The sequence below is a fragment of the Acinetobacter sp. CY81 genome (genome assembly GCF_059515925.1).
In genome coordinates this window covers 322,496-346,905 of record NZ_JCAKNC010000002.1, presented here as the reverse complement: position 1 = coordinate 346,905, position 24,410 = coordinate 322,496, and the positions used below count along the sequence as shown (strand labels likewise).

Annotated in this window: 25 protein-coding genes and 1 tRNA gene; 13 read left to right on the top strand and 13 right to left on the bottom strand. The window is 37.7% G+C overall.

Features of this window, described 5'->3' with window-relative positions; translation table 11 throughout:
- Positions 1–251 precede the first annotated feature (251 nt).
- From AC5YDM_RS03920 to AC5YDM_RS03885, 8 genes are all read left to right on the top strand, one after another.
- A complete protein-coding gene (locus AC5YDM_RS03920; protein WP_496150812.1) occupies positions 252–836 on the top strand; it encodes an anthranilate synthase component II in 585 nt (194 codons plus the stop codon).
- Between the two features lie 18 nt (positions 837–854).
- Positions 855–1,901, top strand: coding sequence for an anthranilate phosphoribosyltransferase (trpD, locus tag AC5YDM_RS03915; protein WP_496150811.1), 1,047 nt, complete (start codon positions 855–857; stop codon positions 1,899–1,901).
- 15 nt (positions 1,902–1,916) lie between these two features.
- Positions 1,917–2,723, top strand: coding sequence for an indole-3-glycerol phosphate synthase TrpC (gene trpC, locus AC5YDM_RS03910; RefSeq protein ID WP_496150810.1), 807 nt, complete (start codon positions 1,917–1,919; stop codon positions 2,721–2,723).
- A 65-nt stretch (positions 2,724–2,788) separates the two neighbouring features.
- On the top strand, positions 2,789–3,397 hold the full coding sequence (locus tag AC5YDM_RS03905) for a DUF3885 domain-containing protein (RefSeq protein ID WP_496150809.1): 609 nt from the start codon (positions 2,789–2,791) through the stop codon (positions 3,395–3,397).
- Between the two features lie 204 nt (positions 3,398–3,601).
- Positions 3,602–4,288: a Smr/MutS family protein gene (locus AC5YDM_RS03900; protein ID WP_496150808.1), complete on the top strand. Its 687-nt coding sequence runs from the start codon at positions 3,602–3,604 to the stop codon at positions 4,286–4,288.
- A gap of 94 nt (positions 4,289–4,382) precedes the next feature.
- Positions 4,383–4,931, top strand: a complete 549-nt coding sequence (gene folE / locus AC5YDM_RS03895) for a GTP cyclohydrolase I FolE (protein ID WP_496150917.1) — start codon at positions 4,383–4,385, stop codon at positions 4,929–4,931.
- A gap of 94 nt (positions 4,932–5,025) precedes the next feature.
- A complete protein-coding gene (locus tag AC5YDM_RS03890) occupies positions 5,026–5,394 on the top strand; it encodes a cupin domain-containing protein (protein WP_496150807.1) in 369 nt (122 codons plus the stop codon).
- 474 nt (positions 5,395–5,868) lie between these two features.
- Positions 5,869–6,333: a hypothetical protein gene (locus tag AC5YDM_RS03885; RefSeq protein ID WP_496150806.1), complete on the top strand. Its 465-nt coding sequence runs from the start codon at positions 5,869–5,871 to the stop codon at positions 6,331–6,333.
- A 163-nt stretch (positions 6,334–6,496) separates the two neighbouring features.
- Here AC5YDM_RS03885 and AC5YDM_RS03880 read toward each other — a convergent pair whose 3' ends face one another.
- From AC5YDM_RS03880 to hemE, 7 genes are all read right to left on the bottom strand, one after another.
- Positions 6,497–7,414, bottom strand: coding sequence for an MBL fold metallo-hydrolase (locus tag AC5YDM_RS03880; protein ID WP_496150805.1), 918 nt, complete (start codon positions 7,412–7,414; stop codon positions 6,497–6,499).
- Between the two features lie 13 nt (positions 7,415–7,427).
- Positions 7,428–7,859, bottom strand: a complete 432-nt coding sequence (locus tag AC5YDM_RS03875) for a DUF6691 family protein (protein ID WP_496150804.1) — start codon at positions 7,857–7,859, stop codon at positions 7,428–7,430.
- Positions 7,856–8,275 (bottom strand): YeeE/YedE family protein, encoded by a 420-nt coding sequence (locus AC5YDM_RS03870; protein ID WP_496150803.1) that lies wholly within the window; start codon positions 8,273–8,275, stop codon positions 7,856–7,858. The genes AC5YDM_RS03875 and AC5YDM_RS03870 overlap by 4 nt, the downstream gene beginning before the upstream one ends.
- A gap of 169 nt (positions 8,276–8,444) precedes the next feature.
- Entirely contained in the window at positions 8,445–10,331 is a 1,887-nt protein-coding gene (locus AC5YDM_RS03865; RefSeq protein ID WP_496150802.1) for an Lnb N-terminal periplasmic domain-containing protein, read from the bottom strand.
- 120 nt (positions 10,332–10,451) lie between these two features.
- The gene (locus tag AC5YDM_RS03860; protein WP_496150801.1) at positions 10,452–10,922 is read right to left on the bottom strand and encodes a DUF3015 family protein; all 471 of its coding nucleotides are present in this window, start codon (positions 10,920–10,922) and stop codon (positions 10,452–10,454) included.
- Positions 10,923–11,065: 143 nt separating this feature from the next.
- Positions 11,066–11,866, bottom strand: coding sequence for a DUF817 family protein (locus AC5YDM_RS03855; RefSeq protein ID WP_496150800.1), 801 nt, complete (start codon positions 11,864–11,866; stop codon positions 11,066–11,068).
- 54 nt (positions 11,867–11,920) lie between these two features.
- Positions 11,921–12,991 (bottom strand): uroporphyrinogen decarboxylase, encoded by a 1,071-nt coding sequence (gene hemE, locus AC5YDM_RS03850; protein ID WP_496150799.1) that lies wholly within the window; start codon positions 12,989–12,991, stop codon positions 11,921–11,923.
- A 205-nt stretch (positions 12,992–13,196) separates the two neighbouring features.
- Here hemE and AC5YDM_RS03845 point away from each other — a divergent pair, with 205 nt between their 5' ends.
- Both AC5YDM_RS03845 and AC5YDM_RS03840 read left to right on the top strand, forming a co-directional pair.
- Positions 13,197–14,462 (top strand): L,D-transpeptidase family protein, encoded by a 1,266-nt coding sequence (locus AC5YDM_RS03845; protein ID WP_496150798.1) that lies wholly within the window; start codon positions 13,197–13,199, stop codon positions 14,460–14,462.
- Positions 14,463–14,670: 208 nt separating this feature from the next.
- The gene (locus AC5YDM_RS03840; RefSeq protein ID WP_496150797.1) at positions 14,671–15,360 is read left to right on the top strand and encodes a pirin family protein; all 690 of its coding nucleotides are present in this window, start codon (positions 14,671–14,673) and stop codon (positions 15,358–15,360) included.
- A 131-nt stretch (positions 15,361–15,491) separates the two neighbouring features.
- Here AC5YDM_RS03840 and AC5YDM_RS03835 read toward each other — a convergent pair.
- Together AC5YDM_RS03835 and greB are read right to left on the bottom strand one after the other, a co-directional pair.
- Positions 15,492–15,582: transfer RNA gene (locus AC5YDM_RS03835), tRNA-Ser, on the bottom strand.
- A gap of 90 nt (positions 15,583–15,672) precedes the next feature.
- The gene (gene greB, locus AC5YDM_RS03830) at positions 15,673–16,167 is read right to left on the bottom strand and encodes a transcription elongation factor GreB (protein WP_496150796.1); all 495 of its coding nucleotides are present in this window, start codon (positions 16,165–16,167) and stop codon (positions 15,673–15,675) included.
- 365 nt (positions 16,168–16,532) lie between these two features.
- On the opposite strand from greB, the gene AC5YDM_RS03825 reads away from it, so the two are divergent.
- Positions 16,533–17,645 carry a transglycosylase SLT domain-containing protein gene (locus AC5YDM_RS03825; protein ID WP_496150795.1) on the top strand — a complete coding sequence of 371 codons (1,113 nt, stop codon included), beginning with the start codon at positions 16,533–16,535 and terminating at the stop codon, positions 17,643–17,645.
- A gap of 154 nt (positions 17,646–17,799) precedes the next feature.
- Here the strand turns inward: AC5YDM_RS03825 and AC5YDM_RS03820 are convergent, their stop codons facing one another.
- Positions 17,800–18,183, bottom strand: coding sequence for an SCP2 sterol-binding domain-containing protein (locus AC5YDM_RS03820; RefSeq protein ID WP_496150794.1), 384 nt, complete (start codon positions 18,181–18,183; stop codon positions 17,800–17,802).
- 430 nt (positions 18,184–18,613) lie between these two features.
- Positions 18,614–19,537, bottom strand: coding sequence for a tRNA 2-thiocytidine(32) synthetase TtcA (gene ttcA, locus AC5YDM_RS03815; RefSeq protein WP_496150793.1), 924 nt, complete (start codon positions 19,535–19,537; stop codon positions 18,614–18,616).
- Between the two features lie 500 nt (positions 19,538–20,037).
- On the opposite strand from ttcA, the gene AC5YDM_RS03810 reads away from it, so the two are divergent.
- Positions 20,038–20,961 carry a lytic transglycosylase domain-containing protein gene (locus tag AC5YDM_RS03810; protein WP_496150792.1) on the top strand — a complete coding sequence of 308 codons (924 nt, stop codon included), beginning with the start codon at positions 20,038–20,040 and terminating at the stop codon, positions 20,959–20,961.
- Positions 20,962–21,077: 116 nt separating this feature from the next.
- Positions 21,078–21,983 carry a protease HtpX gene (htpX, locus tag AC5YDM_RS03805; protein WP_496150791.1) on the top strand — a complete coding sequence of 302 codons (906 nt, stop codon included), beginning with the start codon at positions 21,078–21,080 and terminating at the stop codon, positions 21,981–21,983.
- Positions 21,984–22,129: 146 nt separating this feature from the next.
- Here the strand turns inward: htpX and AC5YDM_RS03800 are convergent, their stop codons facing one another.
- Together AC5YDM_RS03800 and mgtE are read right to left on the bottom strand one after the other, a co-directional pair.
- Positions 22,130–22,711, bottom strand: a complete 582-nt coding sequence (locus AC5YDM_RS03800; RefSeq protein ID WP_496150790.1) for a DUF4112 domain-containing protein — start codon at positions 22,709–22,711, stop codon at positions 22,130–22,132.
- A gap of 176 nt (positions 22,712–22,887) precedes the next feature.
- Positions 22,888–24,237 carry a magnesium transporter gene (gene mgtE / locus AC5YDM_RS03795; protein ID WP_496150789.1) on the bottom strand — a complete coding sequence of 450 codons (1,350 nt, stop codon included), beginning with the start codon at positions 24,235–24,237 and terminating at the stop codon, positions 22,888–22,890.
- Positions 24,238–24,410 lie beyond the last annotated feature (173 nt).

Sequence of the window (24,410 nt, the reverse complement as noted above, 5' to 3'; positions counted from 1 at the left end):
ATTTCTATTTTAAATACGATTTTGACCATTAAAAATACGCAAACAGACATCGTATTTTGAATTCATCAGACCGTGATAACTAAAACTAAAATTTTGAACTGATTTTGTTTAATTTTTGCTATGATGACGCACTATCCAATTCTTGCTTGAACATAATGAATTTTAATGTTTCGCATGAAACAATGGATATAGAACGGATCATAAAGCACAATTCAGTGCATAAATTTCAATAGGTTAGTAGGTTCAGTCTCATGCTTTTAATGCTCGACAATTACGATAGCTTTACTTATAACATCGTCCAATATTTCGGCGAGTTAGATCAAGAAGTAAAAGTGGTTCGCAATGATCAAGTCACATTAGAGGAAATTGAGCGATGGCAACCGAAATATTTGGTGATTGGCCCTGGCCCATGCTCACCCTCTGAAGCAGGTATTTCCATTCCTGCGATTCAGCATTTTGCAGGAAAAATTCCACTGCTTGGCGTATGTCTTGGTCATCAAGCCATTGGTCAAGCCTTTGGTGGTGATATTGTCCGCGCAAAAACGGTGATGCATGGTCGTCTGTCAGATATGTATCATGCTGACACAGGTATTTTCAGCAACCTACCCTCTCCATTTGCGGCAACTCGCTATCACTCTTTAGTGATTGATCAAGCGACAGTGCCTGAATGTTTAGAAGTAACGTGCTGGACCAATCAATCTGATGGTTCGATGGAAGAAATTATGGGTGTAAAACATAAGACATTGCCAATTGAAGGCGTGCAGTTCCACCCTGAGTCAATCCTAAGTGAACACGGTCATCAAATCTTTAAAAACTTCTTAGAAATTTACGCTTAATAGAGTGCAAAACAGATTATGAATATTCAACAAGCTTTAAATAATATCACTAAAAATATAGAGCTCACTCAACCTCAAATGGAAGATGTGATGCGTACCATTATGAATGGTGAAGCAACGGATGCACAAATTGGTGCTTTGATGATGGGTCTTCGTCAAAAAGGTGAAAGTATTGACGAAATCACCGCTGCTGCTCGTGTGATGCGTGAATTTGCAATTAAGATTGATGTCAGCGATGTACCATATTTAGTCGATATCGTGGGTACAGGTGGTGACGGTCAAAATTTATTTAACGTATCAACTGCATCTGCATTTGTGATTGCCGCAGCTGGTGCAACCATCGCAAAACACGGTAACCGTGGTGTTTCGACCAAGTCTGGCTCCTCTGATCTATTAGAAATTGCGGGAATCAATCTTGATTTAAACATGGCTCAAACTGAACGCTGTATCCGTGAAATGGGCGTTGGCTTCTTGTTTGCACCGAATCATCATAAAGCAATGAAATATGCTGTTGGCCCACGTCGTGAATTGGCTTTCCGTAGCATTTTTAACTTACTCGGCCCGCTTACGAATCCGGCTGGAGTAAAGCGTTTAGTGATCGGTGTATTCTCGCAAGAGCTTTGCCGTCCAATTGCAGAAGTAATGCAACAACTCGGTGCTGAACACGTGATGGTGGTTCATTCACGTGATGGTTTAGATGAAATCAGTTTAGCTTCAACAACCTATGTTGCCGAGCTTAAAAATGGTGAAGTCACTGAATATTCAATTAGTCCTGAAGAGGTAGATATCGAATCTCAAACGCTTACTGGTTTGATGATCGAAGACTCTGCGCATAGCTTTAAATTGATTCAGGATGCACTTGGTAAAAAGAAATCAGCGATTGGTGAAAAAGCTGCCAACATGATTGCGTTAAATGCGGGTGCAGGTATCTATGTATCTGGTTTAACCAGCAGTTATAAACAAGGTGTCGCACTGGCTCATGACATTATTTATGGCGGTCAGGCTTTAGAAAAACTCAGTGTGCTATCTGAATTTACTAAAACATTAAAACAATACGAAGCTTAAGCAAGGGAACGACTCATGGTGAATATCGCAAATACGATTTTAGGTAAAATTATTGATCGTAAACATGAAGAGTTTGCTCTGCGTTTAAAGCAACGTAGTTTGTATGATGTTGAACAATTTGCTCAAGCTGCAACGCCTGTTCGTGGCTTCGCTCAATCTTTATTGAGTAAACAGCCAGGTGTGATTGCTGAAATCAAAAAAGCTTCTCCTTCTAAAGGCATCATTCGCGAAAACTTTAATCCAGCAGAAATCGCTGAACAGTATGAAAATGCTGGCGCTGCGTGCTTATCTGTTTTAACAGATGTAGATTTCTTCCAAGGTGCAGATGAGAATATTGAGATTGCACGCTCACACTGCTCTCTTCCTGCTTTGCGTAAGGATTTCTTAATTGATCCTTATGGCGTGATCGAAGCGCGTGCTTTGCATGCAGATTGTATTTTGTTGATCGTCGCTTGTTTATCTGACCAACAACTTGAAGAAATGTCGAAAACTGCATTTGAGCACAATCTTGACGTTTTGGTTGAAGTTCATGATGAAGAAGAATTAGAGCGTGCGCTTCGTTTGAACGAACGCTGTCTCTTAGGTGTCAATAATCGTAATTTAAAAACTTTTGATGTGGATTTAAATACATCGATCCGTTTGAAGAAATTACTTGAGCCTTCTCGTCTGTTGGTGACTGAAAGTGGTATAGCAACACCTGCTGATGTAGCGATGATGCAAGAAAATGACATTCATGCATTCTTGGTAGGTGAAAGTTTTATGAAACAGCCTAGACCTGATCATGCTTTTGCAGAATTGTTTGGTGTACCAAAGCAGTTATAACTTATTTAAGAAGAGGGTTAAGTTACCCTCTTCTTTTTTTACTTTATCTTGATGATTAGAAAAATATGAACAATTCATCGGATCATAATTTTGAAATTGAATGGAATCTATCCTTCCCTCAAAAAATTCCTATAAGCTATTTATTCAAATATTACTTTTCTGAAAATTGGTTACGTATTTACAGTCTTCCTCAAGCTAAAAGATATGCTGAAGACCCAATTGAACTTCAGCAGTTACTACAGCATCAAAACCAAATTTTCTCAGATTGTTTTAATTCTGAAATGATCATCCATATTGTTTCAGGTTGTTATTCTCATGGTGAAATTAAATCATCTGATCATAGTCAAAATCCACTGTCTCGTTATGATTTTGAAATAGGAACACTGATACATCTACATTCAGCAGATCCTTTCTATTTTGATGATGGGGAGAATAATGACCGATACTTCACGCCACACTTTGTTCAATCGATATGGAAGCAAAATCTACACAATGATTTACTCATCAAAATAGCGGATGATGAGACTGATGCTTTTTTCATTTCTTTTGAAAAAAATATTATTATTGTACCCTATGATGGTGGAATAGATCTTATAGCTTCTGATGTAAAACTCATTAATCGGTTGAGACAAAGATATGCATCATATTTATCGAATCGTGAAGATGGGCTATAAACCAAATTTCAATGTTCCTATAAAATTTTAATTACTCCTATTTCAAAATAAGTTTTTATAACTATCAATTTTCTTATTTAAGATTGCTCTCTCGCAATGCATTCATTTGCTAAAAGCTCACTCAGAATCCAATCTTGTTCAAAACGATCTTCATTCCGACTATAATAGTCTTCAAATCCTTCTATTTAGATGTTTCATTCAACTATGAGTAAACATGATTCTTCGCTTTCAAAAGCGCAGTATGACTTATTGAAATCATTTAAAAAGCAAATTACCAATCCTCACACCGCAGCCATCAAACAGGCTGTTGAGGAAAAAGCTCAAGTTCAACCCGAGCCTGAAGATGATCTCGAATTATTTCGCAAGCAAATGCAAGGTGTCCAAAAAATGGATAACAGCAATATTGCGAAAATCGACAAATCCAATTCAAAAAAACCAAGTGCTCAAGTCCTCGCAAAACGAGCTGCGGCAGAAGGACCAATGCAAACCGATTTGGCTGAGTTATCTGATACTCAAGCAATGCTCAACCCTGTAGGAAGCCAAGCCAATCTGAGCTATCGCATTGCAACTTTGCAGCACAAAGTATTTGAAGACCTTAAAGCTGGAAACTTACGCTGGTTTGAAGCCGTTGATTTGCATGGTTGCACTGTGGAAGAAGCACGTCAGGCTGTTTTGCAGATTATTCAAATTGCTAAAGATGAAAACCAAAACGTGTTAAAAATTGTGCATGGCAAAGGGCCAGATGCCATTTTAAAAACCTATGTGAATGGTTGGTTACGTCAACATCGTGATGTTTTGGCATTTGTCAGTGCTCCTGAAAAGCAAGGGGGTACAGGCGCTGTTTTAGTTTTACTCAAACGCAGTGAAAAGAACCCAAAATTTAATCAATAATCGGATTTTTTCCCCAAATCAGGGCATTGTAATAGTTTTCTGCTACAATGCCGTCCTTGTTCGATATCAGTGTAAGTGAACACGTCTTATGTCTATGCAGCAATCCTACGCCAACATCCTTACAGCAGTTGGTGAAGATCTTACTCGTCCTGGTCTAAAAGATACGCCAATGCGTGCTGCAAAAGCTTTTTCGTATTTAACGTCGGGCTACAGCCAAACGCTTGAAGAAGTGACCAACAATGCGGTCTTCCCTTCAGATAACCGTGAAATGGTTTTGGTGAAGAACATCGAATTTTATTCATTATGTGAACATCACTTATTACCATTCTATGGTCGTGTACATATTGCCTACCTCCCTGAAGGTAATGTTTTGGGCTTATCTAAATTTGCTCGCATCACTGAAATGTTTGCTCGTCGTTTACAGATTCAAGAGAATTTAACCCAGCAAATTGCAGAAGCTGTTACAGAAGTCACTGGCGCTCGTGGCGTTGCTGTTGTGATTGATTCTGCTCATATGTGCATGATGATGCGCGGTGTCGGTAAACAAGAGTCCACAACTCGAACTGTGTCATTCATTGGTGATTTTAAAACCAATAAAGAAGACCGCCGTGAATTCTTAAGTGCCGTACCTGAAAGCCATTAATGCTGTACCAAAACCTCAACCGCTGTTGGGGTTTTATTTTGTCTGATTTTTAATACTCATTTAAATTTTGATTTTATATTTGAGGAATTTTTAGATGTCTTTAATTTACATCGCAGGACAAGAAAAAGATCAAGGACTTAGTCAAGCTGAACCAAGCATCGACTACCCTCGTCCAGATCGTTTAGTTTCAGGAAACCCACAAAGAATTACGCATAGCTTATATGAACATCCTAATATGGGCTGTGGCATTTGGGAATGTGAAGTTGGTTCATGGAATATTGTATTTGCAGACAACAAACAAGAATTTTTTAATGTCATTGAAGGTCTCGTGCGCATTCATGACCTAACAGGCAATTTTATTGAAGTAGCCGCAGGTCAAGCAGGTATTATCCCCCCTGCCTTCCAAGGTAGATTTGAAGTGGTGGAAGCAGTTAAAAAATATTACGTTTTGGTTGAAGTCTAAAACGCACACCTCTACTTTATAAAATTTGTATCTGTCATTTAAATCTGCCACATCCACTTGATGTGGCAAATTCTTAAAATTTCATGCTCCCTGAATAAACAGATTCATGACATTACTCTCCTTAGCAATACGTTTTTATTTTCACTCTTTTTTTTAACCCTCTTTTATTTTAATTTTCTGATCTGCTCATCCACTTCTATGCTCATTTGAATCTGATCAAATTTTATAAATCACGCTTTGTCATTAATCTTTTTGCATGACCTGTAATACAAATGTAATAAGCGTTACATTGTTATTTTAATTTTACTAATCATATCAAGTATTAAAAATTCCTCTCTTACAATTAAATAATTAGTCACATCTACAGTGCCCAAACTACAAAATTAATCGTTACATTGAATGTATGACGAAAAAACTGAATGACTAATTTTCGGAATCTTCAATCATAAACTCTATTCATTAAGGATTTTGCCCATGGCTACTTCACAAAAGAAAGCAACTTCTGTAAAAGCAAAAGATACTTCTGAAAAAGAAAAGAAATTGGCAACCAAAAAACCTGAGGAGAAAAAGAAAACAACGTCAACCAAAGCGGCATCTAAAACAAAGGATACAAAAGCATCTACAACCAAATCTTCAAATGCGAAAACAAGCAAGCCCAAAAACACTAAATCGAAAGATAGCAAAGCAAAGGACAAAGACACTTCAGCTAAAGATTTAAAAACAAAAGAATCAGCAGCTAAAAAGACTAAAGCTAAAGAAAGCAAATCGAAAGATAGTAAAGAAAAGTCTAAATCAACGGAAACTAAAGCAGCTTCAAAGGCAAAATCTGTCTCTAAAGCTAAAACCACTCAGCCTAAAACTGAAAAAGCAAAGACCACCAAGGTTTCCTCAACTAAAGCCAAAACCCCAACTAAACCCAAAGCTAAAAAGTCCAAGTAAACCTTTCTTCAGATACATAGCGATTTGATTTAAAGACTGAAGGTAAAGTAATACATTCAATTCTATTAAAGAGCTCATGAAATACAAATACGAATTTCATGAGCTCAATTATTTTTTAGATGAGAATAAATACTTAAACGCTAAAAGACTAAGCGATAATAGATTAGTCAAAATAATTTAAAGGCATTTTCAAATAACGAATTCCATTTACTTCAGGCTCTGGAAATTTACCCGCTTTCATATTGACTTGAATCGCAGCAATCATCAATTTAGGAACAGCTAAATCAGCATCTCGCTTCTTTCTCATTGCAACAAATTCCGTTTTGAGCGTATTCTGTTTGAGATGAATATTTCGATTTTTTTGTGCACCTATCGTTGTCTGGTAGACATATTCTGTACGTGATTCAGGCAAATAATCATGACATAAGAAAACACTAAAATGGTCTGGTAGCTGATATAAGCGTTGAATCGAATCAAATAGTTGCGCAGCATCACCATGTGGAAAGTCGCAACGTGCTGTTCCATAGTCATACATAAACAATGTATCACCGACGAATACAGCTTCTTCAATTACATAGCTTAAACATGCGGGGGTATGACCTGGTGTAGGTATGTTATAGGCGCTCAAATTGCCAATTTTAAATGCTTCATGATCTGTAAATAAATAATCAAAATCCTGCTGTTCTATCAGCTCTTTTTCATCAAGATGATAAATCTTGGCAAATGTTTGTTGAACTTGTTGGATCTTTTGACTGATGCCAATGACTCCTCCCAATTTCGATTTTAAATATTGTGCTGCACTTAAATGGTCTGCATGAACATGCGTCTCTAAAATCCATTGGACTTGTAATTTTTGCTGCTGAATATAATCAACAATTTGATCCGCCAATGTCGTTTGGGAACTGACCGATGCAGCATCATAGTTCAGCACACTATCAATGATCGCACATTGTCTTGTTTCCAAATCTGCGACGACATAGCTAAACGTATTGGTATCTTCATCAAAAAATGACTGAATTAAAGCATTTGATGTTGCTTGATCAAGTGTATTAGAAAGTTGTTTATCCGCCTTTTGATGCATCCTGTTCTCTCACTTAAACACGCTTGATCAATTTTGAACTAAAAAAATCATAAGCCCAAATCCCAATGAACATCGCAACGATAAAATACCCCGCCTGATAGTGCCCTAACCCAATTAAAGTTAAACTTGGTGCTGGACAGATCCCTGCTAGTCCCCAACCAATCCCAAATAAAGCACTCCCCACAATGAGTCTTTTATCAATATTTTGCTGAGTAGGTAATTCAATTTTTTCAGCATAGAAAGTCTTGGTTTCAGGATGTTTAAGCACTTTTTGAAACGGCATAAAAGCCACAGCGATTGCCCCTATCATGACCAATGCAAGACTAGGATCCCACTCACCAAATACATCTAAAAAGTTCAATACTTTTTCTGGATTGGCCATGCCGGAAAGCATTAAACCGAGTGAAAATAGACCACCTAAGCCAAAGGCAATTAAATTTTTCATCCATTCACTCCCAGCACATGACGCATCACAAATACAGTGATTGCTCCTGTCAGCATGAAACAGCCTGTCGCAATAAAAGAGCGCTTAGATAAGCGACTAATCCCACAAATACCATGACCACTCGTACAACCTGAACCCATTCGTGTGCCGATGCCCACAATCAGTCCTGCTATCAGCATCAACCACGGCGAAGCATTTAACTCAATAGATTGACTGAATTGTGCTTTAAAGAAAAATGGGACAATAAAAATACCCAAAATAAACCATAAAGCAGGCGTCTTAAATATAGTTTGGGGATTCAAAACCTGCCCGATTAAGCCACTGATACCCGCAATTCGACCATGCACATATAAATAACCAATGACTGCTAAACCAAGCAAAGCTCCGCCAATAAAAGCTAACAATAAATCATTCATGATAAAATTTGATATAAATAATCAATAATATTTATATTATGCCGAAATTTAAGCTGATTTTCGAGTCATGTAAGTAAATTAAAAGCAATGATCCTAAAAATTTTCATTGCTTTATTCAATTTGAATAACGATTTATTCTTATGTATTTCACTCTCTGTACAGTGCAAAATTAAAAGAATTTGACGTAACCCAAACTCCATTTATCCCAATCCAGACCATTTTGCGTTTGGTATTCCCAACCAAGACGGAGCGCATTTTGCTGATTGAATAAATATTGAAGATTAGAATTCAACTTTAAATTCCACTGATGACTGTCTTCCCAATACGGCAATTCAACTTGTACAAGAGAGTTGATTCGATCTGACCAAATATTTTGACAACCCAATGTTGGCCCTACACCAACTCTCCAACCATCATCCAGCGCTTTACCTGCTTGGAACTGTTGTTGAATTTGCGCATAACATAAATGTTGGCGATCTTGATCTGCTTTGGTATAGCCAAACTGTGTTTTAAGGCTTGCTACACCATGTTGTTCCAACTCACTAAACTGTCCATTGCTATCCAATGCTTCTTGTTGCCAGCCCAAGTTAAAGCCCCAACTGAGTGGTAATTTGAACGGCGTTATAGGGTTATAAGAATTCACACTTAGAAAATCAAAATGATTGAGTTTCAATTCATCATCACGATATTGAATTGATCCATCCCAAAACATCAATTGAGTGCCTATACGAAAGCCACCCTGAGGATCAATTAGGTCGTGATAGGCTTGTCGATGACCAAGCTCCACATATCTCTGACCTTGTAACTCACCTGCTTTTAATGAGAATTGACGCGCTTTATGCGATGCTGTTGGATCAGTTTTGGGCTGCGTAGGGGCTGTTCTTTGCTTTTCAGTGTGACTACGACTTCTTAATTGTAATAAAGATCTTAAACGTGGCTGTGCAAATTTTTCTTCAACTTTGCGACCTAAGAATTGTAAATATAAATCGTCATAGGCCATTTCTAAAATTTTAGCTTGATCTAATGCTGAATACTTTTCCAAGAGTTTAGGCATTTTCTGCGGTTCAGCAAATCCAACTTCATGAGCCACTTCTGCCAAATCATAACCATGCTGTTTGGCCTGTGCTAATAGCTCTGTTTCAAGTGCAGGACGATAAACCGTGTCTTTGATCAAGTCATTCTGCTCAATCGCTTTAATGGTCTCAACAGGTATGGCAGCCACTTTAAATTGTTCAGCCAAATTTGCATTCGGTCGAACCAAATCAATCAATCCCAACAAGCGGTACGCACAATTATCACTGACAAAATAATAAGGAAAACTGACTTTTTGCATTTCCCAAATGTGTTGAACTAAAAATAGAGTTTCTTGCTCATTTAAATTGAGTTCATATTCCCACAAATCACGACTTTCAAAATCGCCGTATTCCTTCACTTTACGGTAATACGGCATGAGCGAATATTCACCTGGATACTGTCCCGTTAGCCCTTTCCATGCATAGGACCAGTTGTCCCCACCATTCACTGTAGCTGCATAATTAATAGCATAAGAAACTAAATTCAATTGTTTTTGATCTTTCGGATCAAGACGCAATAGAGTATGCCCAAACATAGAACTTGGATTGCCCATAAAGTCTGTGGCATAGATCAAAGTTGCTTTGTACGGTTTGATTTGCCCCATCCATTGATCGTATTCAGGACACTCTACCGCTGGTAACTCAGATTCTTGAATCTCAAGTTGTCGCATAATCCACTGACTACGTGCAGGAAAACGACAACGTACAGATTGATTCGATTCTGCCGATTGAAAAAGCGCTTGAATATTACTGTGTAATTCTTTTTTTAAATCACTTTTACCCTGATTCGATAAAAAATAGCCCGAATACTCAACTTCACTCTTTCCTTTTTCATTTGCATACATCAAACGTAGCCAAGTTTTGTCCTGTTCTAATTTTTTTTGTTCAGACAATTGAATATACGATTGAGTAATTGAAGAATCTGCTGCGAATGCAGAGATACTTAAAGAGGTTAAAAGTGTAAGTAGAGTAATGGATTTCATTCAATTCTTTTTAATTAAATATGAGATAGGTATTTCAAACTAAACGCTTAGAAATTAATTTTAAACACAATATATTAGACATAAAAAACCCTGTCATAAGACAGGGTTTTTAGTAAGCAATTAAACGTATGCTTTAAGCACTTCGTCTTGCGCCATTACTGTTTGTAAAGATGCAAGAACTTGTAAAGAATTTTGGTTTTCTGAAGAATAAATTTCAGAGAAGTTTTGTTTAGATACAGCAAAGAAACGTGCTTTATCTTGTGATTTGATGTTTAATAACTCAGCAAGAACATTCAGGCTTTCACCTTGACCAACTGCCATATCACGTGCAAGAGTTTCAGCATTTTCATTGGTAAATGTTACCGCTTGAGCAGTTACAGTACCTGTACCGCTACAACCTAAAGTACCAAAAGTAATACCCAATAATTGGTTAGTGAAAATACCATTAGTCGTTGCAGCAAGAATTTTAGGCACTTTACCAGATTGACCTGCCCATACTTGAGAACCTACGCCACAACCAACGTCTTTGTCAGCAAATGCAGCAGTTGAACCTACAGCTAAAACAGCAGCTAAAGCAATTTTTTTTAACATGATAGCTCTCCAGAATTATCAATTTTAGAATGTCTTATTTCATTATTAATGCTTACTAAGCACTAATTTAAGATAACGATATCTGTTTGATAACGCAAAACAAAATTGCTCATTTTTAGTGATTTTTTTTCAACCAGTTGATCTTATTTATCTTTTAGTTGCCAAGTTCCATCATTTTCACGCTTGCCGAGTATTTTTAGCACTAAAACCAGACTCAACAATAGCAATAAATACCATGAACCTAGCTTGCCCCATCCCACCATATGCCAACCATCTTGCTGTGAAGGATAAAGCCAAATTTTATAGAAAGTACTGATGTTTTCCGCGACCCAAATAATAAATGCCAGCAAAATTAAGATCGGTAACATTGGGAGCTTAATTTTATGTTGTTGAAGTTGAAAATGAATTTTGGTGTCCCAAAAAATCACGATACTCCATAAGAACAACATATATCTAAAATCATTGATAAAGAACTTACTCATGAAATTGATATAAGCCAAAATTGAAAGAGCCAACATATTGCCGAAACTTGGCAACTTGGTAAAAGAGACTTGATAGAGCTTCAAACTACGCGCAAAGAAACTACCCACCGCTGAATACATAAAGCCAGCAAAAAGTGGTACGGTCATGATTTTAAAAACTGCAGGCTGAGGATAGAACCATGATGCGATGTGAGGATGCGTCAGGAAAATTTCCATAATCATCGCCAATAGATGAAACAGTGCAATCACTTTTGCTTCAGCCCAAGATTCAAGCTTGATATAGATCAGACAAATTTGAATGATGACGGCATAAAACAATAAATAATCGTAACGAAAAAAGCCCCAATATTCGTCACTTCCCATTGGCGCAGTTACGGCAAAAGCAATGAGAAGTAAAATACCAAATAAGGCAGCGAAGGCTGCCTTATGGATGAACTCTAAAATTCCTTTTAAAAAGATCATTATCGATTTTCTAAATTGCGTACCTTTATATAGTACTCAATTTTAAAGAATTAATTACAAATATTTTGCACTGTACTCATGTACGGTATCAATAAATGCTTTTGGATGTTCAGGGTCTACCCATTGCGTGATTCCATGCCCAAGGTTTGCAACATAGCCTGTTTTCTCACCATTGGCATAGGCATCATCAAGCATTAACTTCACCGCTTTTTCAATACTTGCTGGGGAACCGTATAACGTCGCAGGGTCAAGGTTACCTTGTAGTGCAGCACGACCATTTACAGTTTGACGAGCAACATTTAAAGGTGTAGTCCAATCCAAACCAAAAGCATCGGCGCCAGTCGCAATCATGGGTTCTAACCACTGACCACCACCTTTGGTGAATAAAATAACAGGCACTTTACGACCTTCATTCTCACGTTTTAATCCAGCGACAATTTTTTGCATGTATTTTAGTGAGAATTCAAGATATTCACGGTGCGCTAATGCCCCACCCCAACTATCAAAAATTTGAACGGCTTGAGCACCTGCATCAATCTGCGCATTTAAATAGTCAATGACAGCATCAGCTAAGCGGTCTAATAATGCATGCAAGACTTCTGGCTGTGCATACATCATCTGCTTCGTGAAACGGAAGTCCTTACTTGAACCACCTTCGATCATGTACGTTGCAAGTGTCCAAGGGCTACCTGAGAAACCAATCAGTGGAACTTGCCCCCCCAAAGCAGAACGAATGGTACTTACTGCACGCATCACATAAGCCAAATCAGATTTGGCATCAAACTTTGGTAAGTTCGCTACATCTTGCTCAGTACGTATCGTTTTATGAAACTTTGGCCCTTCACCTGTTTCAAAATACAACCCTAAACCTAATGCATCTGGTACCGTTAAAATATCGGAAAATAAAATCGCTGCATCGAGATCATAACGACGTAATGGTTGCAAAGTCACTTCACAAGCAAAGTCTTGGTTTTTGCACAGTGAAAGAAAATCACCCGCAGTCGCCCGTGTCGCACGATATTCAGGTAAATAACGGCCTGCTTGGCGCATCATCCATACTGGCGTGCAATCTACAGGTTCACGTAATAAAGCACGTAGAAAACGATCATTCTTTAAGGTCGTCATTTACTTTTCCAATGCAAAAGTTAATTTTCATTCATCATACCAAAAAAGGTCATGAATGTAGTGATTCCTAAGATTAAAAATCCTGATGATCGCGATCTAAAAAATGTGATTTTAAACAAAACAAATACTGCATAACGTTATTTTTTCTGCAATACTTTCACAGGTTTTTAAAATTCTAAATGAATAATTCTTAAGGTTGAATTACATGTTCGTTCGCTCAATCCTTGCTTTGAGTCTTAGTTGTATTTTGTCAGGTACAGCATTCGCTGCAAATACAAATGCAGAACAACCCCTAGCGCCAAAAAAAGTGAATCAAGTTAACTCTATTCAAGATCCGATTGATCCTTTAGCCGTTGATTCAACTACAGCGAGCTCAGGCGGTGAAGCTAAAATTTCTCAGCAAGAACAACAAGATCTAAATCAAGCTGCTTCAACATTACAAAACTTAGAAAGTACTGAAGATAAAACAGCTGACATTGGTGCTGCTCCAGCATCGACTGCACCAACATTTACACCGAATGAGACTGCATCATCTGAGCCTGCTACAACAGCCACTCAAGCACCTGTTTCATGGACACTTGATGGTTTGAATAATGCATCATGGTCAGAAAATATCGGTAAAGGTCAATTTCCTGTTTATGCACGCGCTCACGTGATGCTTAACAATGCGCATGCTTCACCAGGTGCAATTGATGGTACAAGCGGTAAAAATACGCTTAAAGCGATTGCTTCTTTCCAACAAATGAATGGGATTAAAGCTACTGGTGCATTGACGCAAGAAACTTGGGATGCATTGGTTGCTCGTCAAGGCGGCAAACCTGCTTATGTTGAATACACGATTACAGCTGCAGACCTAAAAGGTCCTTATGCAAAATCAATTCCACATGACTATGCATTACAATCCAAAATGAAAGGATTGTATTACACACGTGTTAGTGAAATGTTGGGTGAAAAATTCCACATGGACGAAGGTTTCTTAAAGAAATTAAATCCAAAAGCAACATTTAACAAAGTGGGTGAAAAAATCATTGTGACCAATATTCGCAATGAATTACCAGAGAACATTCATTTGATCGTTGCACATAAAGGTGCAAAGCAGCTGTATCTATTCAATGCTCAAAATCAAATGGTCGGTTCATTCCCTGCAACGATTGGTAGTTCAGATACACCATCACCTACAGGTACATACAAAGTGACAGGTGTAGCACCAAATCCTTGGTATAGCTATTCTCCAAGTAACTTTGTACAAGGTAAGAACCTTAAACCTCTATCATTACCACCAGGTCCAAATGGTCCAGTGGGTAACATCTGGATTGGTTTAAGTAAGAAATCTTTTGGTATTCATGGTACACCGAATCCATCTGCAATTTCTAAAACAGCGTCTCATGGTTGTATTCGTTTAACCAACTGGGATGCGAATGATCTAGGTAAAAAAGTAAAATCAGGTGTGACTGTTCGTTTCTTAGAATAATCGAGCTTGATCGTCCATAGATTTTAGACCTACCTCCGGGTAGGTTTTTTATGATTATTGATTTGATCTACTCCATAAAACAATAAACCTATAAATGAATCCATCATCCCATAAATAAAACAATACGTTGCTTTTATTAGATTTCATCTCATGTAAAGCTCAGTTAATATTATTTCATTAAATAAATACTAAGAATTGGAGAATCGGAATGACAACTTATTTACACCGTAGTGAAGATCGTGGTCATGTTCAAGCTGGTTGGTTGAACACCCATCATAGTTTTTCATTTGGTAGCTGGTATAACCCTGACTTAATGGGTGTTGGCCCGCTACGTGTAATTAATGACGATCATATTGCTGCGCATAATGGTTTTGGTACTCATGGTCATGACAATATGGAAATTCTCACCTGTGTACTCAAAGGTGCGATTTCGCATAAAGACAGCATGGGTAATGCAGGTGACATCAAACCAGGTGAATGGCAATTAATGAGTGCTGGTACGGGTGTTCGTCATAGCGAAATTAATCAATATGATGAAGACGTTCATCTATTCCAAATTTGGATTATTCCAAATGTGAAAGATGCTGAACCATCGTATCAACAAATTCAGCTTGACCCAAAAGATGCGCCGAATCAATGGCATTTGATTGCAGGTCCAAATGAAAATGCACCAATGCACTTACGCCAAGATGCAGAAGTGAAAACTGCTGTGTTAGAAGCTGGCCAATCTTTGGATGTAAATAAAACTCAAACGTTTAACTACATTCATGTGGTAGAAGGTGAAGTCGAAATCGCAGGTCAAACTGTAAAAACTGGTGATGCGTTGATGTTTGATGAAAACTCGACTGTAAAAGCAAATCAAAACACTCAAATGATTTGGTTTGATCTACCGCGTTAATCACAGGTTTGACTGTTTAGGTCATGGTGCTATTTTTGACCATGACTTATATGGTGAATCGAAAAGTCAAACAATCTTATACATTAACTGAAAATAAAAAACCCTGATCAATGATCAGGGTTTTTTGTATTTGGCGGAAGCGGTGAGATTCGAACTCACGGAGGGGTATAAGCCCTCGTCGGTTTTCAAGACCGGTGCATTAAACCGCTCTGCCACGCTTCCAATGGCGGCTATCATATAAATAAAATTCGACCTTGGCAAATACTTTTATTCATTTTTATTCACGAATGTTCAAATTTAATTCAATATTGACTAATTTGATGAATTATCAAGCTTTTCATATCGAATACTATTGATGAACCATGTTTTTTTGCCCAGTGGCGTGATGACTTCAAACTCATCATCCACTTGTTTGGATAACATCGCCCGAGCCATCGGTGCATCAATTGAAATATGTTGTGGATGATGATCATAAATTTCATCAATTCCTACAATGCGCAAGGTCTTCACCTCTCCCTTTTCATTTTCTATTTCTACCCACGCACCAAAATAAACTTTGCCTTCTTGCTCAGGCGAAAAATCAATGATTCTCAACTCTTCAAGTCGCTTACCTAAGTAACGAACACGACGATCAATTTTTCTTAAAATTTGCTTATTGTATTGATAATCCGCGTTTTCCGAACGATCGCCAAGACTGGCTGCCCAATTTACTTTTTGGGTAATTTCCGGACGCTCTTCATGCCATAAATGCTTTAATTCTGCGACTAACTTATCATGTCCAGAACGTGTGATCAGATTAGATTTCATCATTGAATTCTTAGCAAATTTGCTTACAAAGTGGCTACACATTGCAATATTTTATACCCTATTTCCACATATATAAATTTTATAATTTTTATTTCTTTTATATATCATAAGCTTAATTGTCAATTTTTCATTTTTTTATGTACAAAATTTGACAATGTTTATTTCCATGTTTATTATGCGCTCACTGTTTAGCTTGTTTATTTTTTATACAAAGAAGGTTTCTTCTTTATTTTTATTACCCACATGTCATTTTGAATGACGTTCATGACGCCCACCCTTATTGAATTTATCAACTTTAAATTAAAGTTTTAAAGCGGGTTCGCTTTTGCTTTTTTTGGGCATAAATTACTTGTAGCGGAGACAACATGCACAGTAGTTCACAATCAGGATCTAGGCCTAGCCTAAATTCTTTTACTTCCTCTCTCACATTTAAAGCGTTGGTTCTCGCTACAGCATTTATCCCGTTCCACACGATCAATGCAACAAAGACCAATCAGTACAACTCAGTGGTCAATAGCAACAAATTAACGGTCGTTGCTGTTTCCAATCCTACGGTTGTATTTAAAGACGGCAGTTTCAAGCATGGTTTTGGATATGACTTAGTCACTAGCTATGCAGAGAGCCTCAATGTAAAACTTGATTTCAAAACAGTTTCTTCAAATGAAGCTGCCTTGAAAATGGTTCAGCAAGGTAAAGCTAACTTTGCAATGACCACTGCTTCAACAGCAACTATTGAATCTAAAAACCTAACAGGCTTTTCGGCTGCGTGTGGTGATTTCAATAGCCTGAAAAAAAATGGTTTGAATGCTGACATCAATTGGGTGTTCAAACGTGCTGATGATCCTCTGACAGACATTGCCAGTGGATTTGTGTGCCAAAGTAAGCAAGATGGTTCAATTCAGCAAATGGCATCTTTCTACAACCGCAAAGTTGTGAAAGAAAATGATTGGAAAATGATTCAACGTGATTTACGTAATCGTATGCCTATCTATAAAGCCAGCTTTAAACAGTCTGCAAAAAAATACAATCTTGATTGGCATTTCTTAGCAGCAGTCGGTTATCAAGAGTCTTATCTTAAGCCTGACTCAGTTTCGCCTACAGGTGTGCGTGGCATTATGATGCTCACCAACAGTACAGCGCGTGCAATGGGTGTCTCAAATCGTGTAGATCCAGCGCAAAGTATTCAAGGTGGTGCGAAATACTTTGATCTGATGATGTCGCGTTATGAGAAAATCCCATTACAAGATCGTTATTGGTATGCATTGATTGCTTATAACATGGGTCCAGGTGCGACAGATCAAGTGATGAAGCGTTTACGTTCTCAGGGCAAAAATGCGAATGATTGGATCGAAGTATATGATTACTTAAATCGTAATCAGTCTCGTAATGGTCGCTATAAGCAAGCGGTTCAATATGTAACGCGTATCCGTGCTTATTTAGAGCATATTAAGACAACACCTCAACTACAGAACATCTAATGCCTATGTTAATTGAGAGTTAGCTCAGCTGATTCAGTAATGTCTTAGTATTATTTGAATATAACATCACATGAATTAATCTAGATTCATGAGATGTAAAAAAAGCTTACCCAAGGGTAAGCTTTTTTTTGATTCAAAAGAATCAAATAGGCAATTAAGCAGTTTGTTCTAATACTTTTTTGAATAGATCTTTTTGCTCTTGGCTAGGCTTCGCAGTTTGAAGTGCCATCAATTGAGACATATCACCTTGTACTTTAATTTTGCCTGTCATGAATGCTTGCATTGCAGCAGCCATATCAAACTCTAGGAACACTTTACGAAGTGTTTCAGCATCAAGCGTCAAAGTTGTTTTTGCATTTGCAGACGCGCCTTTTACGATTTTACCACTATCTAAAGCAAGTTCAGTTGTACCTTCACCACCTGTTACAACCAAATTTAACGCTAGGTTAGAAAGTGATGCAGGTAGATTTAAGTCACCAGCTTCAGCAGTTAATTTTTCAACATTCGCAAACCAATCATCAGTTAAAAATGCAGGCATGTTCTTTCCTCGATATATTTATTCAATTTATTGTGTTACCAATCCAAGATAACCACATGATGAAGCATAATGCTTGCATATTGTTATAGCACGTAAATTTCATTAATCCACCCCTTTTTTTGTACTCACTGTTCAATTTTTATCGGATTTTATTATTAAATCAGTAGTGAAGCTTCACTTGGTTTTGGTGCTATATAAGTCAATGATTTAAAATACCTTGCACTGCTTAAAAATTGATATAAAAAATCATTTTTGCAAGGTGATTCATTTTTTGGGTGATGCACACTTTTCAGCTTCTTTATGATTTGTTCAAACTGTTTAAAAGCCTCATCAAGTAAGTCTGCTCTTTACCGCGATAATAATGCCCATAAAAAAAGGCGCTTTGTCAGCACCTTTTTTCAAGAAAATATTAAAACTCATGAGCAGTTGTTTATTCTGCTGCAAATCCTAAATTCACCATGTTAATTCGCTTGGTTTGAACTGGATCTTCTTCAGTTGAACAACTACCTGTGAAATCAAGTTCACGTTGCTCATCCAAAGCTTCAAAGTCAAATAAATCACGATCGGCCAATTGCGATGGAGACACATTCTGCATTGCACCAAAAATGCTGTGCAAACGTTTTGGATGGGCTTTATCCCATTCACGCAACATGTCATTAATAATGGCACGTTGTAAATTTTCCTGCGAACCACATAAGTTACATGGAATGATTGGAAAATTACGCATTTCTGCATATTTGATAATGTCCTTCTCTTCAACATAAGCTAAAGGACGAATCAAAATATTCTTTTTGTCAGAAGACAAAAGTTTAGGTGGCATTGCTTTTAAACTACCACCGTGGAATAAGTTCAAGAAGAAAGTCGCCATGATGTCATCACGGTGATGACCTAAAGCAACTTTAGTCGCGCCAATCTCTTGAGCAAAACCGTATAGCGAGCCACGACGTAGACGTGAACACACTGCACAATAGGTTTTACCTTCAGGCGTCAACTTCTTGGTGATGCTATAGGTATCTTTTTCCAAGATGTAATATGGAATGTTATTTTCTTCCATATAACGTGGCAAGATATCTTCAGGAAAACCGGGTTGCTTTTGATCAAGGTTCACAGCAACCACATCAAAATTAATCGGTGCTATACGTTTAAACTGCAACAAGATATCGAGCATGGTGTAACTGTCTTTACCACCAGACACGCAGACCATGACCTTATCACCTTCTTCAATCATCTTATAATCACGGATCGCGTGACCAACTTGACGGCGAAGTTTTTTCAATAAACGGTAATATGCAGAACTCGTAGGCGGTTCAGGTTTAAAATTAAATCCTTGATCGGACTCAACTGGCGAGTACATAGACGAAATTAACCATAAAAAAAATACTGCGTAATTTTATCTGATTCGATGCTTTACCGCATCTAAAGAATTTTTATTTTTTTAGCTTTATCTTATTTTTTCATATTCCTGTCTTATTCACCTATTTAAAATGGACGGTCAAGTTCAATTAATAGCCACATCGCTTATATTTTGGACTTTTCCACAGTTTTCCACAAAAGCTGTGGATAAAATTGTGGATGGCTTGGGGCTTGACAAACTTTTGCCAAGGTAAAATGGGCTTCTACTTTAAATTGATCATTTTTTAACCACTTTATATTTTATATATTTTTCAATAACTTAAACAAGTCAAGTCACTCATAATAAATAAAAATAAATAAATTTTTTGGATATTAACTCGACAATTAAGGCTTGATTTTTGAAAAATCTATTGTTAATAATTAATTCATTGTTTTTCTTATGCCCTTTCTTTGTTAAACTCAGAATGACTTTGGGGATCGCAATTTTTTAAAATATAAATAATGAAAAAATTAACTATAAAGCCGTTAAAGCGTTGTCATTTTCCATTTTTGTTGGCCGCCTTGTGCATTTCACATTCTTTACCTGTAACTTTTGCAGGTGAAACCATTTATCAGCTTAAAGATTCCAATGGCACAACATTACTCACCAATAAAAAGAATCGCTACAATTCACTGAAAGTCGAAAAGAAAACCTATTACCCTGACAGTAACATTCATACGTACAGTAACTGGGGTACTTCAGAAGCCTCTGTATTACCCAGTCAAAGTAGAAGTAAAAATGCGTATGACCATTATATTCGCCAAGCAGCTCAAACACATGGCGTCTCTGAAGGCCTAATTAAAGCCGTCATGCATACGGAATCTGGTTTTAATATCAATGCTCGCTCTCCTGTCGGTGCTCAAGGCTTAATGCAACTGATGCCTGCTACAGCTAGACGTTTTAATGTTAATAATGCTTATGATCCTCAACAGAATATTTTTGCAGGTGCAAAATATTTGGCATGGTTGTTAAAGCGTTTTAATGGCAATACCAGTTTAGCTTTAGCTGGATACAATGCAGGTGAAGGCAATGTGGCAAAGTACGGCGGGATTCCGCCATTTAGAGAAACTCAAGACTATGTACGTCGCGTGACCAGCCGTTTCAATAACTTATATTCGAACGGTTTAGGTGCAATCCAAGTATCGTCTAGCAGCTCAACAATTTCATCATCTAATACCCAACACAGTCAGCAAGGTACGTTGATCGCATCTGGCCAAAGCAGTTCAAATCATGCGGGTCAAAGTATTTCGCAAAGTAATCCCCCGCCTAAATATTCAAATCGCCAAATCATTGTTGCATCTGATGGTAGCTTTACTGATGCACCTGCGGGTTCTTACAGCACCAATAATGCCTCTGCGACAGCTAAAATCTATTTTTCCAATTAATTTTTGTCTTATATTTGAATTTAGCGCTTGAATTTTTAACAACTCGAACGCATATTTACACCTAGGTTTTCGATTTGAAAACCAAATTATTATTAATTTAAATGAGGATTTTCTCGATGATGCGGATTGGTTTGTTTTTGCTTACCAACCTCGCGGTACTGGTTGTAGCTGGCATAATTTTGTCACTCTTCGGTGTCGGTAGTTACCATGGCGCAGGTGGTCTAAACTTAGGCAGCTTACTCGTATTCTGTTTAGTCTTTGGTATGGTGGGCTCTTTAGTCTCTCTATTCATGTCTAAATGGATTGCAAAAAAAACAACTGGTACAGAGTTAATTGATCCCAATGCTCCACGTAACCAAGCTGAAGCATGGTTATTGAATGAAGTCGCTCAGTTAGCACAACGTTCTGGTATCAATATGCCAGAAGTGGGTATCTTTCCTTCTTACCAATCCAATGCTTTCGCAACAGGTTGGAATAAGAATGATGCTTTAGTTGCTGTTTCTACAGGTCTACTTGAACGTATGAACAAAGACGAATTACGTGCTGTACTTGCACACGAAATTGGTCACGTAGCCAATGGTGACATGGTTACCCTTGCCCTTGTTCAAGGTGTAGTCAACGCATTCGTCATGTTCTTTGCACGTATCGTCGGTGATTTTATTGACCGTAACGTGTTCGGTCGCGAAGAAGGTGAAGCACCAGGTTGGAGCTACTTCTTAATTACAATCGTTCTTGATATCGTATTCGGTATTTTGGCATCTGCAATTGTCATGTGGTTCTCTCGTTACCGCGAATACCGTGCCGATGAAGCGGGTGCACGTTTAGCAGGTAAAGAAGCGATGATTTCTGCATTATTGCGTCTTCAAGCTGAATCAGAGATGCCTGATCAAATGCCGAAAGAAATGAAAGCATTCGCCATTTCTGCAGGTCGTGAAGAAGGATTCAGCCTTGCTGCGCTATTCCAAACTCACCCATCTATTGAGCAACGCGTCGCTGCACTTCGTCAGCTTGATTGCCATTAAGATTGATTAAAAGTATTAAAAAAAGCCTTCTCTATGAAGGCTTTTTTTAATACTTTTAATATCCAAACGGAATGTTAAAATCTCATTCGATATTCAATCTCACCAAAAACAATACTCACTTCTTCTCTAAAACTCACATCTCATTTTTAGACATTCATTCCTTGATAACATTGCCACAACCAACTTGCGCCCAACCAAATAGCAAAAGCAAACATCGCTAAAAAGATTAAACCTAAAATATCTGGAATATGAATCCAAATCCAAGCCACTACAGGATTACGCCAAAAAGCTGAATTTTGTTGTTTTTGCTCGAGCTTTTCATGCAAAAATGGGTGTACCACATGATGATCAGTGTGGACATCATATTCTTCTCGAATATGATCGTGAACGACAGCTAAAGCCTTACGACTTGGACGAATAAAAATATCGAATATTGTTCCCGCCACAGGAATAAAACCAACCACCGCATCCATTGCCGCTAATTTAATCACTCCATTGAGCTTGTGTTGAGGTACACCAATCTGTTTGGCTTTCACCACGGCATAACACGTCAGTACAAAACCTGCGATATCTCCTGCAACAGGAATGGTACTTAAAGCAGCATCTGCACCCACCCCTTGCTTGGTAAATGGAATACGAACTACTGAATCCATCATATTGGCAAATTTAGCCAAATCACGTTCTAAGCGAATCACTTCAGCTTGTGATAATTTTTTTTGTGAAGCCATAAGTTTCAATCTATGTGGTGATCTGTATATGTATCCACCTGTAATAGCTTGTTTTTATTGTTCAATCAATACGATTTTCATTAACAGTTAATTTTCATTAAAAGTGATAGTCATTGCATAAGGTAGTTCTGCTGATCAATATATAATATTTAAAGTTCGCAAAGCCATTTGGATGATCAGGCTAAACTTACCAATAATTGAGAAGCAACAAATAAGTACACCACTACCCCAGTGGCATCACAAATTGAGGTAACCAAAGGTGCTGAAGCACTGGCAGGATCGAGCCCAAGCTTATTTAAAATAAAAGGTAAACTCATACCAATTAAACAACCTAGAAGCACAATTGCCATCATGCTGATCGCAAGCACCAGTGCCACCATTTCATCGCCACGTATATACCCTAAGATCGACACAGCAAATGCCATGGTGCCGCCCAAACAGAGTGCAACCAAACTTTCGCGTCCTAACAAATAAAACCAATCTTTCAAATGTGCATCACCCGTTGCAATTGCACGTACCATCAGAGTTGCGGACTGTGATCCTGCATTCCCCCCACTACCGACCAATAGCGGTAAAAAGAATACCAGTACGATATGCGCAGCAATAATATCTTCAAAATGCGAAATCCCAATGCCTGACAGCAAACTTCCAAAAACCAAAAGCACCAACCAAAACACACGTTTCTTATACAGTGAAAAAATAGGGGCAGACTTTAAACTGATATTCGGCGAAGACTCGACTGCACTTCCCTTTAACGCATCCTCATTGAATTCTTGTTGTAAAATATCCATTGCATCATCATAAGTCACAATCCCCAATAGATGATTTTCAGCATCGACAATCGGTAATGCAATAAAGTCATAATGACTGAGTTTTTTGGCGATCAGTTCTTGATCCTCATCGACGAGTCCCGTAATGACCTGATTATTCATAACCTCTGAAATCACTTGCTCAGGTGCGGATTGAATAATCTGACGTAATGAAATCACCCCTTCTAATTGATGTAAATAATTGGTGATATAAATCAAATATAAGGTTTCGCTATCAGATGCTTCGTGTCTTAGCTGATCTATAGCTTGTTGCATCGTCAGTTCAGGAGGTAAAGTCACGAAGTCTGAACTCATGATCGCGCCAGCAGACTCTTCTGCATAAATTTCTAATGATTTTATTTCTGCGCGTTTATCAGGCTCTAAACCATTATAAATATATTTTTGTAATGACAATGGTAAGGCTTTCATCAAATCAACCCGACTATCTGAATGCATTTCGGAGATGATTTTGAGTAAGTTTTGATTTTCTAAATGCCGAGCGATATTCACTTGTTCAGCTAAGGACAAATATTCAAGGACATAGGCACTATTCGGCAATGATTGAAACAATTTCACCTGTTGAGGCATATTCATTCGCTGGGTAAACGTTGCAATGTCGGCAGGATTAATATGTTTACTCGTATCTTGGATTAAATTGACATCAAAGCTATCTAGTGCTTGTACTAATGCTTGATATTGTTCTTCTAAATTAATCATTGTTATTATGCTCGGAATTCTTTGCCATTAGCTTAAATCTTTTTAAGATTTGAGACGAGCTTTGGTAAACAATTGACTATAAAAATGACCAATAAATCTCAATATTGATGTATTAAAAAATGCCTGATTCAAACTTGAATCAGGCTTAATGAATGAGTTTCTAATATCAAAGC

Bases quoted from the DNA above. Each gene is read 5' to 3' on its own strand.
- AC5YDM_RS03920 (WP_496150812.1), top strand. From the start codon at position 252: ATGCTTTTAATGCTCGACAATTACGATAGCTTTACTTATAACATCGTC.
- trpD (WP_496150811.1), top strand. From the start codon at position 855: ATGAATATTCAACAAGCTTTAAATAATATCACTAAAAATATAGAGCTC.
- trpC (WP_496150810.1), top strand. From the start codon at position 1,917: ATGGTGAATATCGCAAATACGATTTTAGGTAAAATTATTGATCGTAAA.
- AC5YDM_RS03905 (WP_496150809.1), top strand. From the start codon at position 2,789: ATGAACAATTCATCGGATCATAATTTTGAAATTGAATGGAATCTATCC.
- AC5YDM_RS03900 (WP_496150808.1), top strand. From the start codon at position 3,602: ATGAGTAAACATGATTCTTCGCTTTCAAAAGCGCAGTATGACTTATTG.
- folE (WP_496150917.1), top strand. From the start codon at position 4,383: ATGCAGCAATCCTACGCCAACATCCTTACAGCAGTTGGTGAAGATCTT.
- AC5YDM_RS03890 (WP_496150807.1), top strand. From the start codon at position 5,026: ATGTCTTTAATTTACATCGCAGGACAAGAAAAAGATCAAGGACTTAGT.
- AC5YDM_RS03885 (WP_496150806.1), top strand. From the start codon at position 5,869: ATGGCTACTTCACAAAAGAAAGCAACTTCTGTAAAAGCAAAAGATACT.
- AC5YDM_RS03880 (WP_496150805.1), bottom strand. From the start codon at position 7,414: ATGCATCAAAAGGCGGATAAACAACTTTCTAATACACTTGATCAAGCA.
- AC5YDM_RS03875 (WP_496150804.1), bottom strand. From the start codon at position 7,859: ATGAAAAATTTAATTGCCTTTGGCTTAGGTGGTCTATTTTCACTCGGT.
- AC5YDM_RS03870 (WP_496150803.1), bottom strand. From the start codon at position 8,275: ATGAATGATTTATTGTTAGCTTTTATTGGCGGAGCTTTGCTTGGTTTA.
- AC5YDM_RS03865 (WP_496150802.1), bottom strand. From the start codon at position 10,331: ATGAAATCCATTACTCTACTTACACTTTTAACCTCTTTAAGTATCTCT.
- AC5YDM_RS03860 (WP_496150801.1), bottom strand. From the start codon at position 10,922: ATGTTAAAAAAAATTGCTTTAGCTGCTGTTTTAGCTGTAGGTTCAACT.
- AC5YDM_RS03855 (WP_496150800.1), bottom strand. From the start codon at position 11,866: ATGATCTTTTTAAAAGGAATTTTAGAGTTCATCCATAAGGCAGCCTTC.
- hemE (WP_496150799.1), bottom strand. From the start codon at position 12,991: ATGACGACCTTAAAGAATGATCGTTTTCTACGTGCTTTATTACGTGAA.
- AC5YDM_RS03845 (WP_496150798.1), top strand. From the start codon at position 13,197: ATGTTCGTTCGCTCAATCCTTGCTTTGAGTCTTAGTTGTATTTTGTCA.
- AC5YDM_RS03840 (WP_496150797.1), top strand. From the start codon at position 14,671: ATGACAACTTATTTACACCGTAGTGAAGATCGTGGTCATGTTCAAGCT.
- greB (WP_496150796.1), bottom strand. From the start codon at position 16,167: ATGAAATCTAATCTGATCACACGTTCTGGACATGATAAGTTAGTCGCA.
- AC5YDM_RS03825 (WP_496150795.1), top strand. From the start codon at position 16,533: ATGCACAGTAGTTCACAATCAGGATCTAGGCCTAGCCTAAATTCTTTT.
- AC5YDM_RS03820 (WP_496150794.1), bottom strand. From the start codon at position 18,183: ATGCCTGCATTTTTAACTGATGATTGGTTTGCGAATGTTGAAAAATTA.
- ttcA (WP_496150793.1), bottom strand. From the start codon at position 19,537: ATGTACTCGCCAGTTGAGTCCGATCAAGGATTTAATTTTAAACCTGAA.
- AC5YDM_RS03810 (WP_496150792.1), top strand. From the start codon at position 20,038: ATGAAAAAATTAACTATAAAGCCGTTAAAGCGTTGTCATTTTCCATTT.
- htpX (WP_496150791.1), top strand. From the start codon at position 21,078: ATGATGCGGATTGGTTTGTTTTTGCTTACCAACCTCGCGGTACTGGTT.
- AC5YDM_RS03800 (WP_496150790.1), bottom strand. From the start codon at position 22,711: ATGGCTTCACAAAAAAAATTATCACAAGCTGAAGTGATTCGCTTAGAA.
- mgtE (WP_496150789.1), bottom strand. From the start codon at position 24,237: ATGATTAATTTAGAAGAACAATATCAAGCATTAGTACAAGCACTAGAT.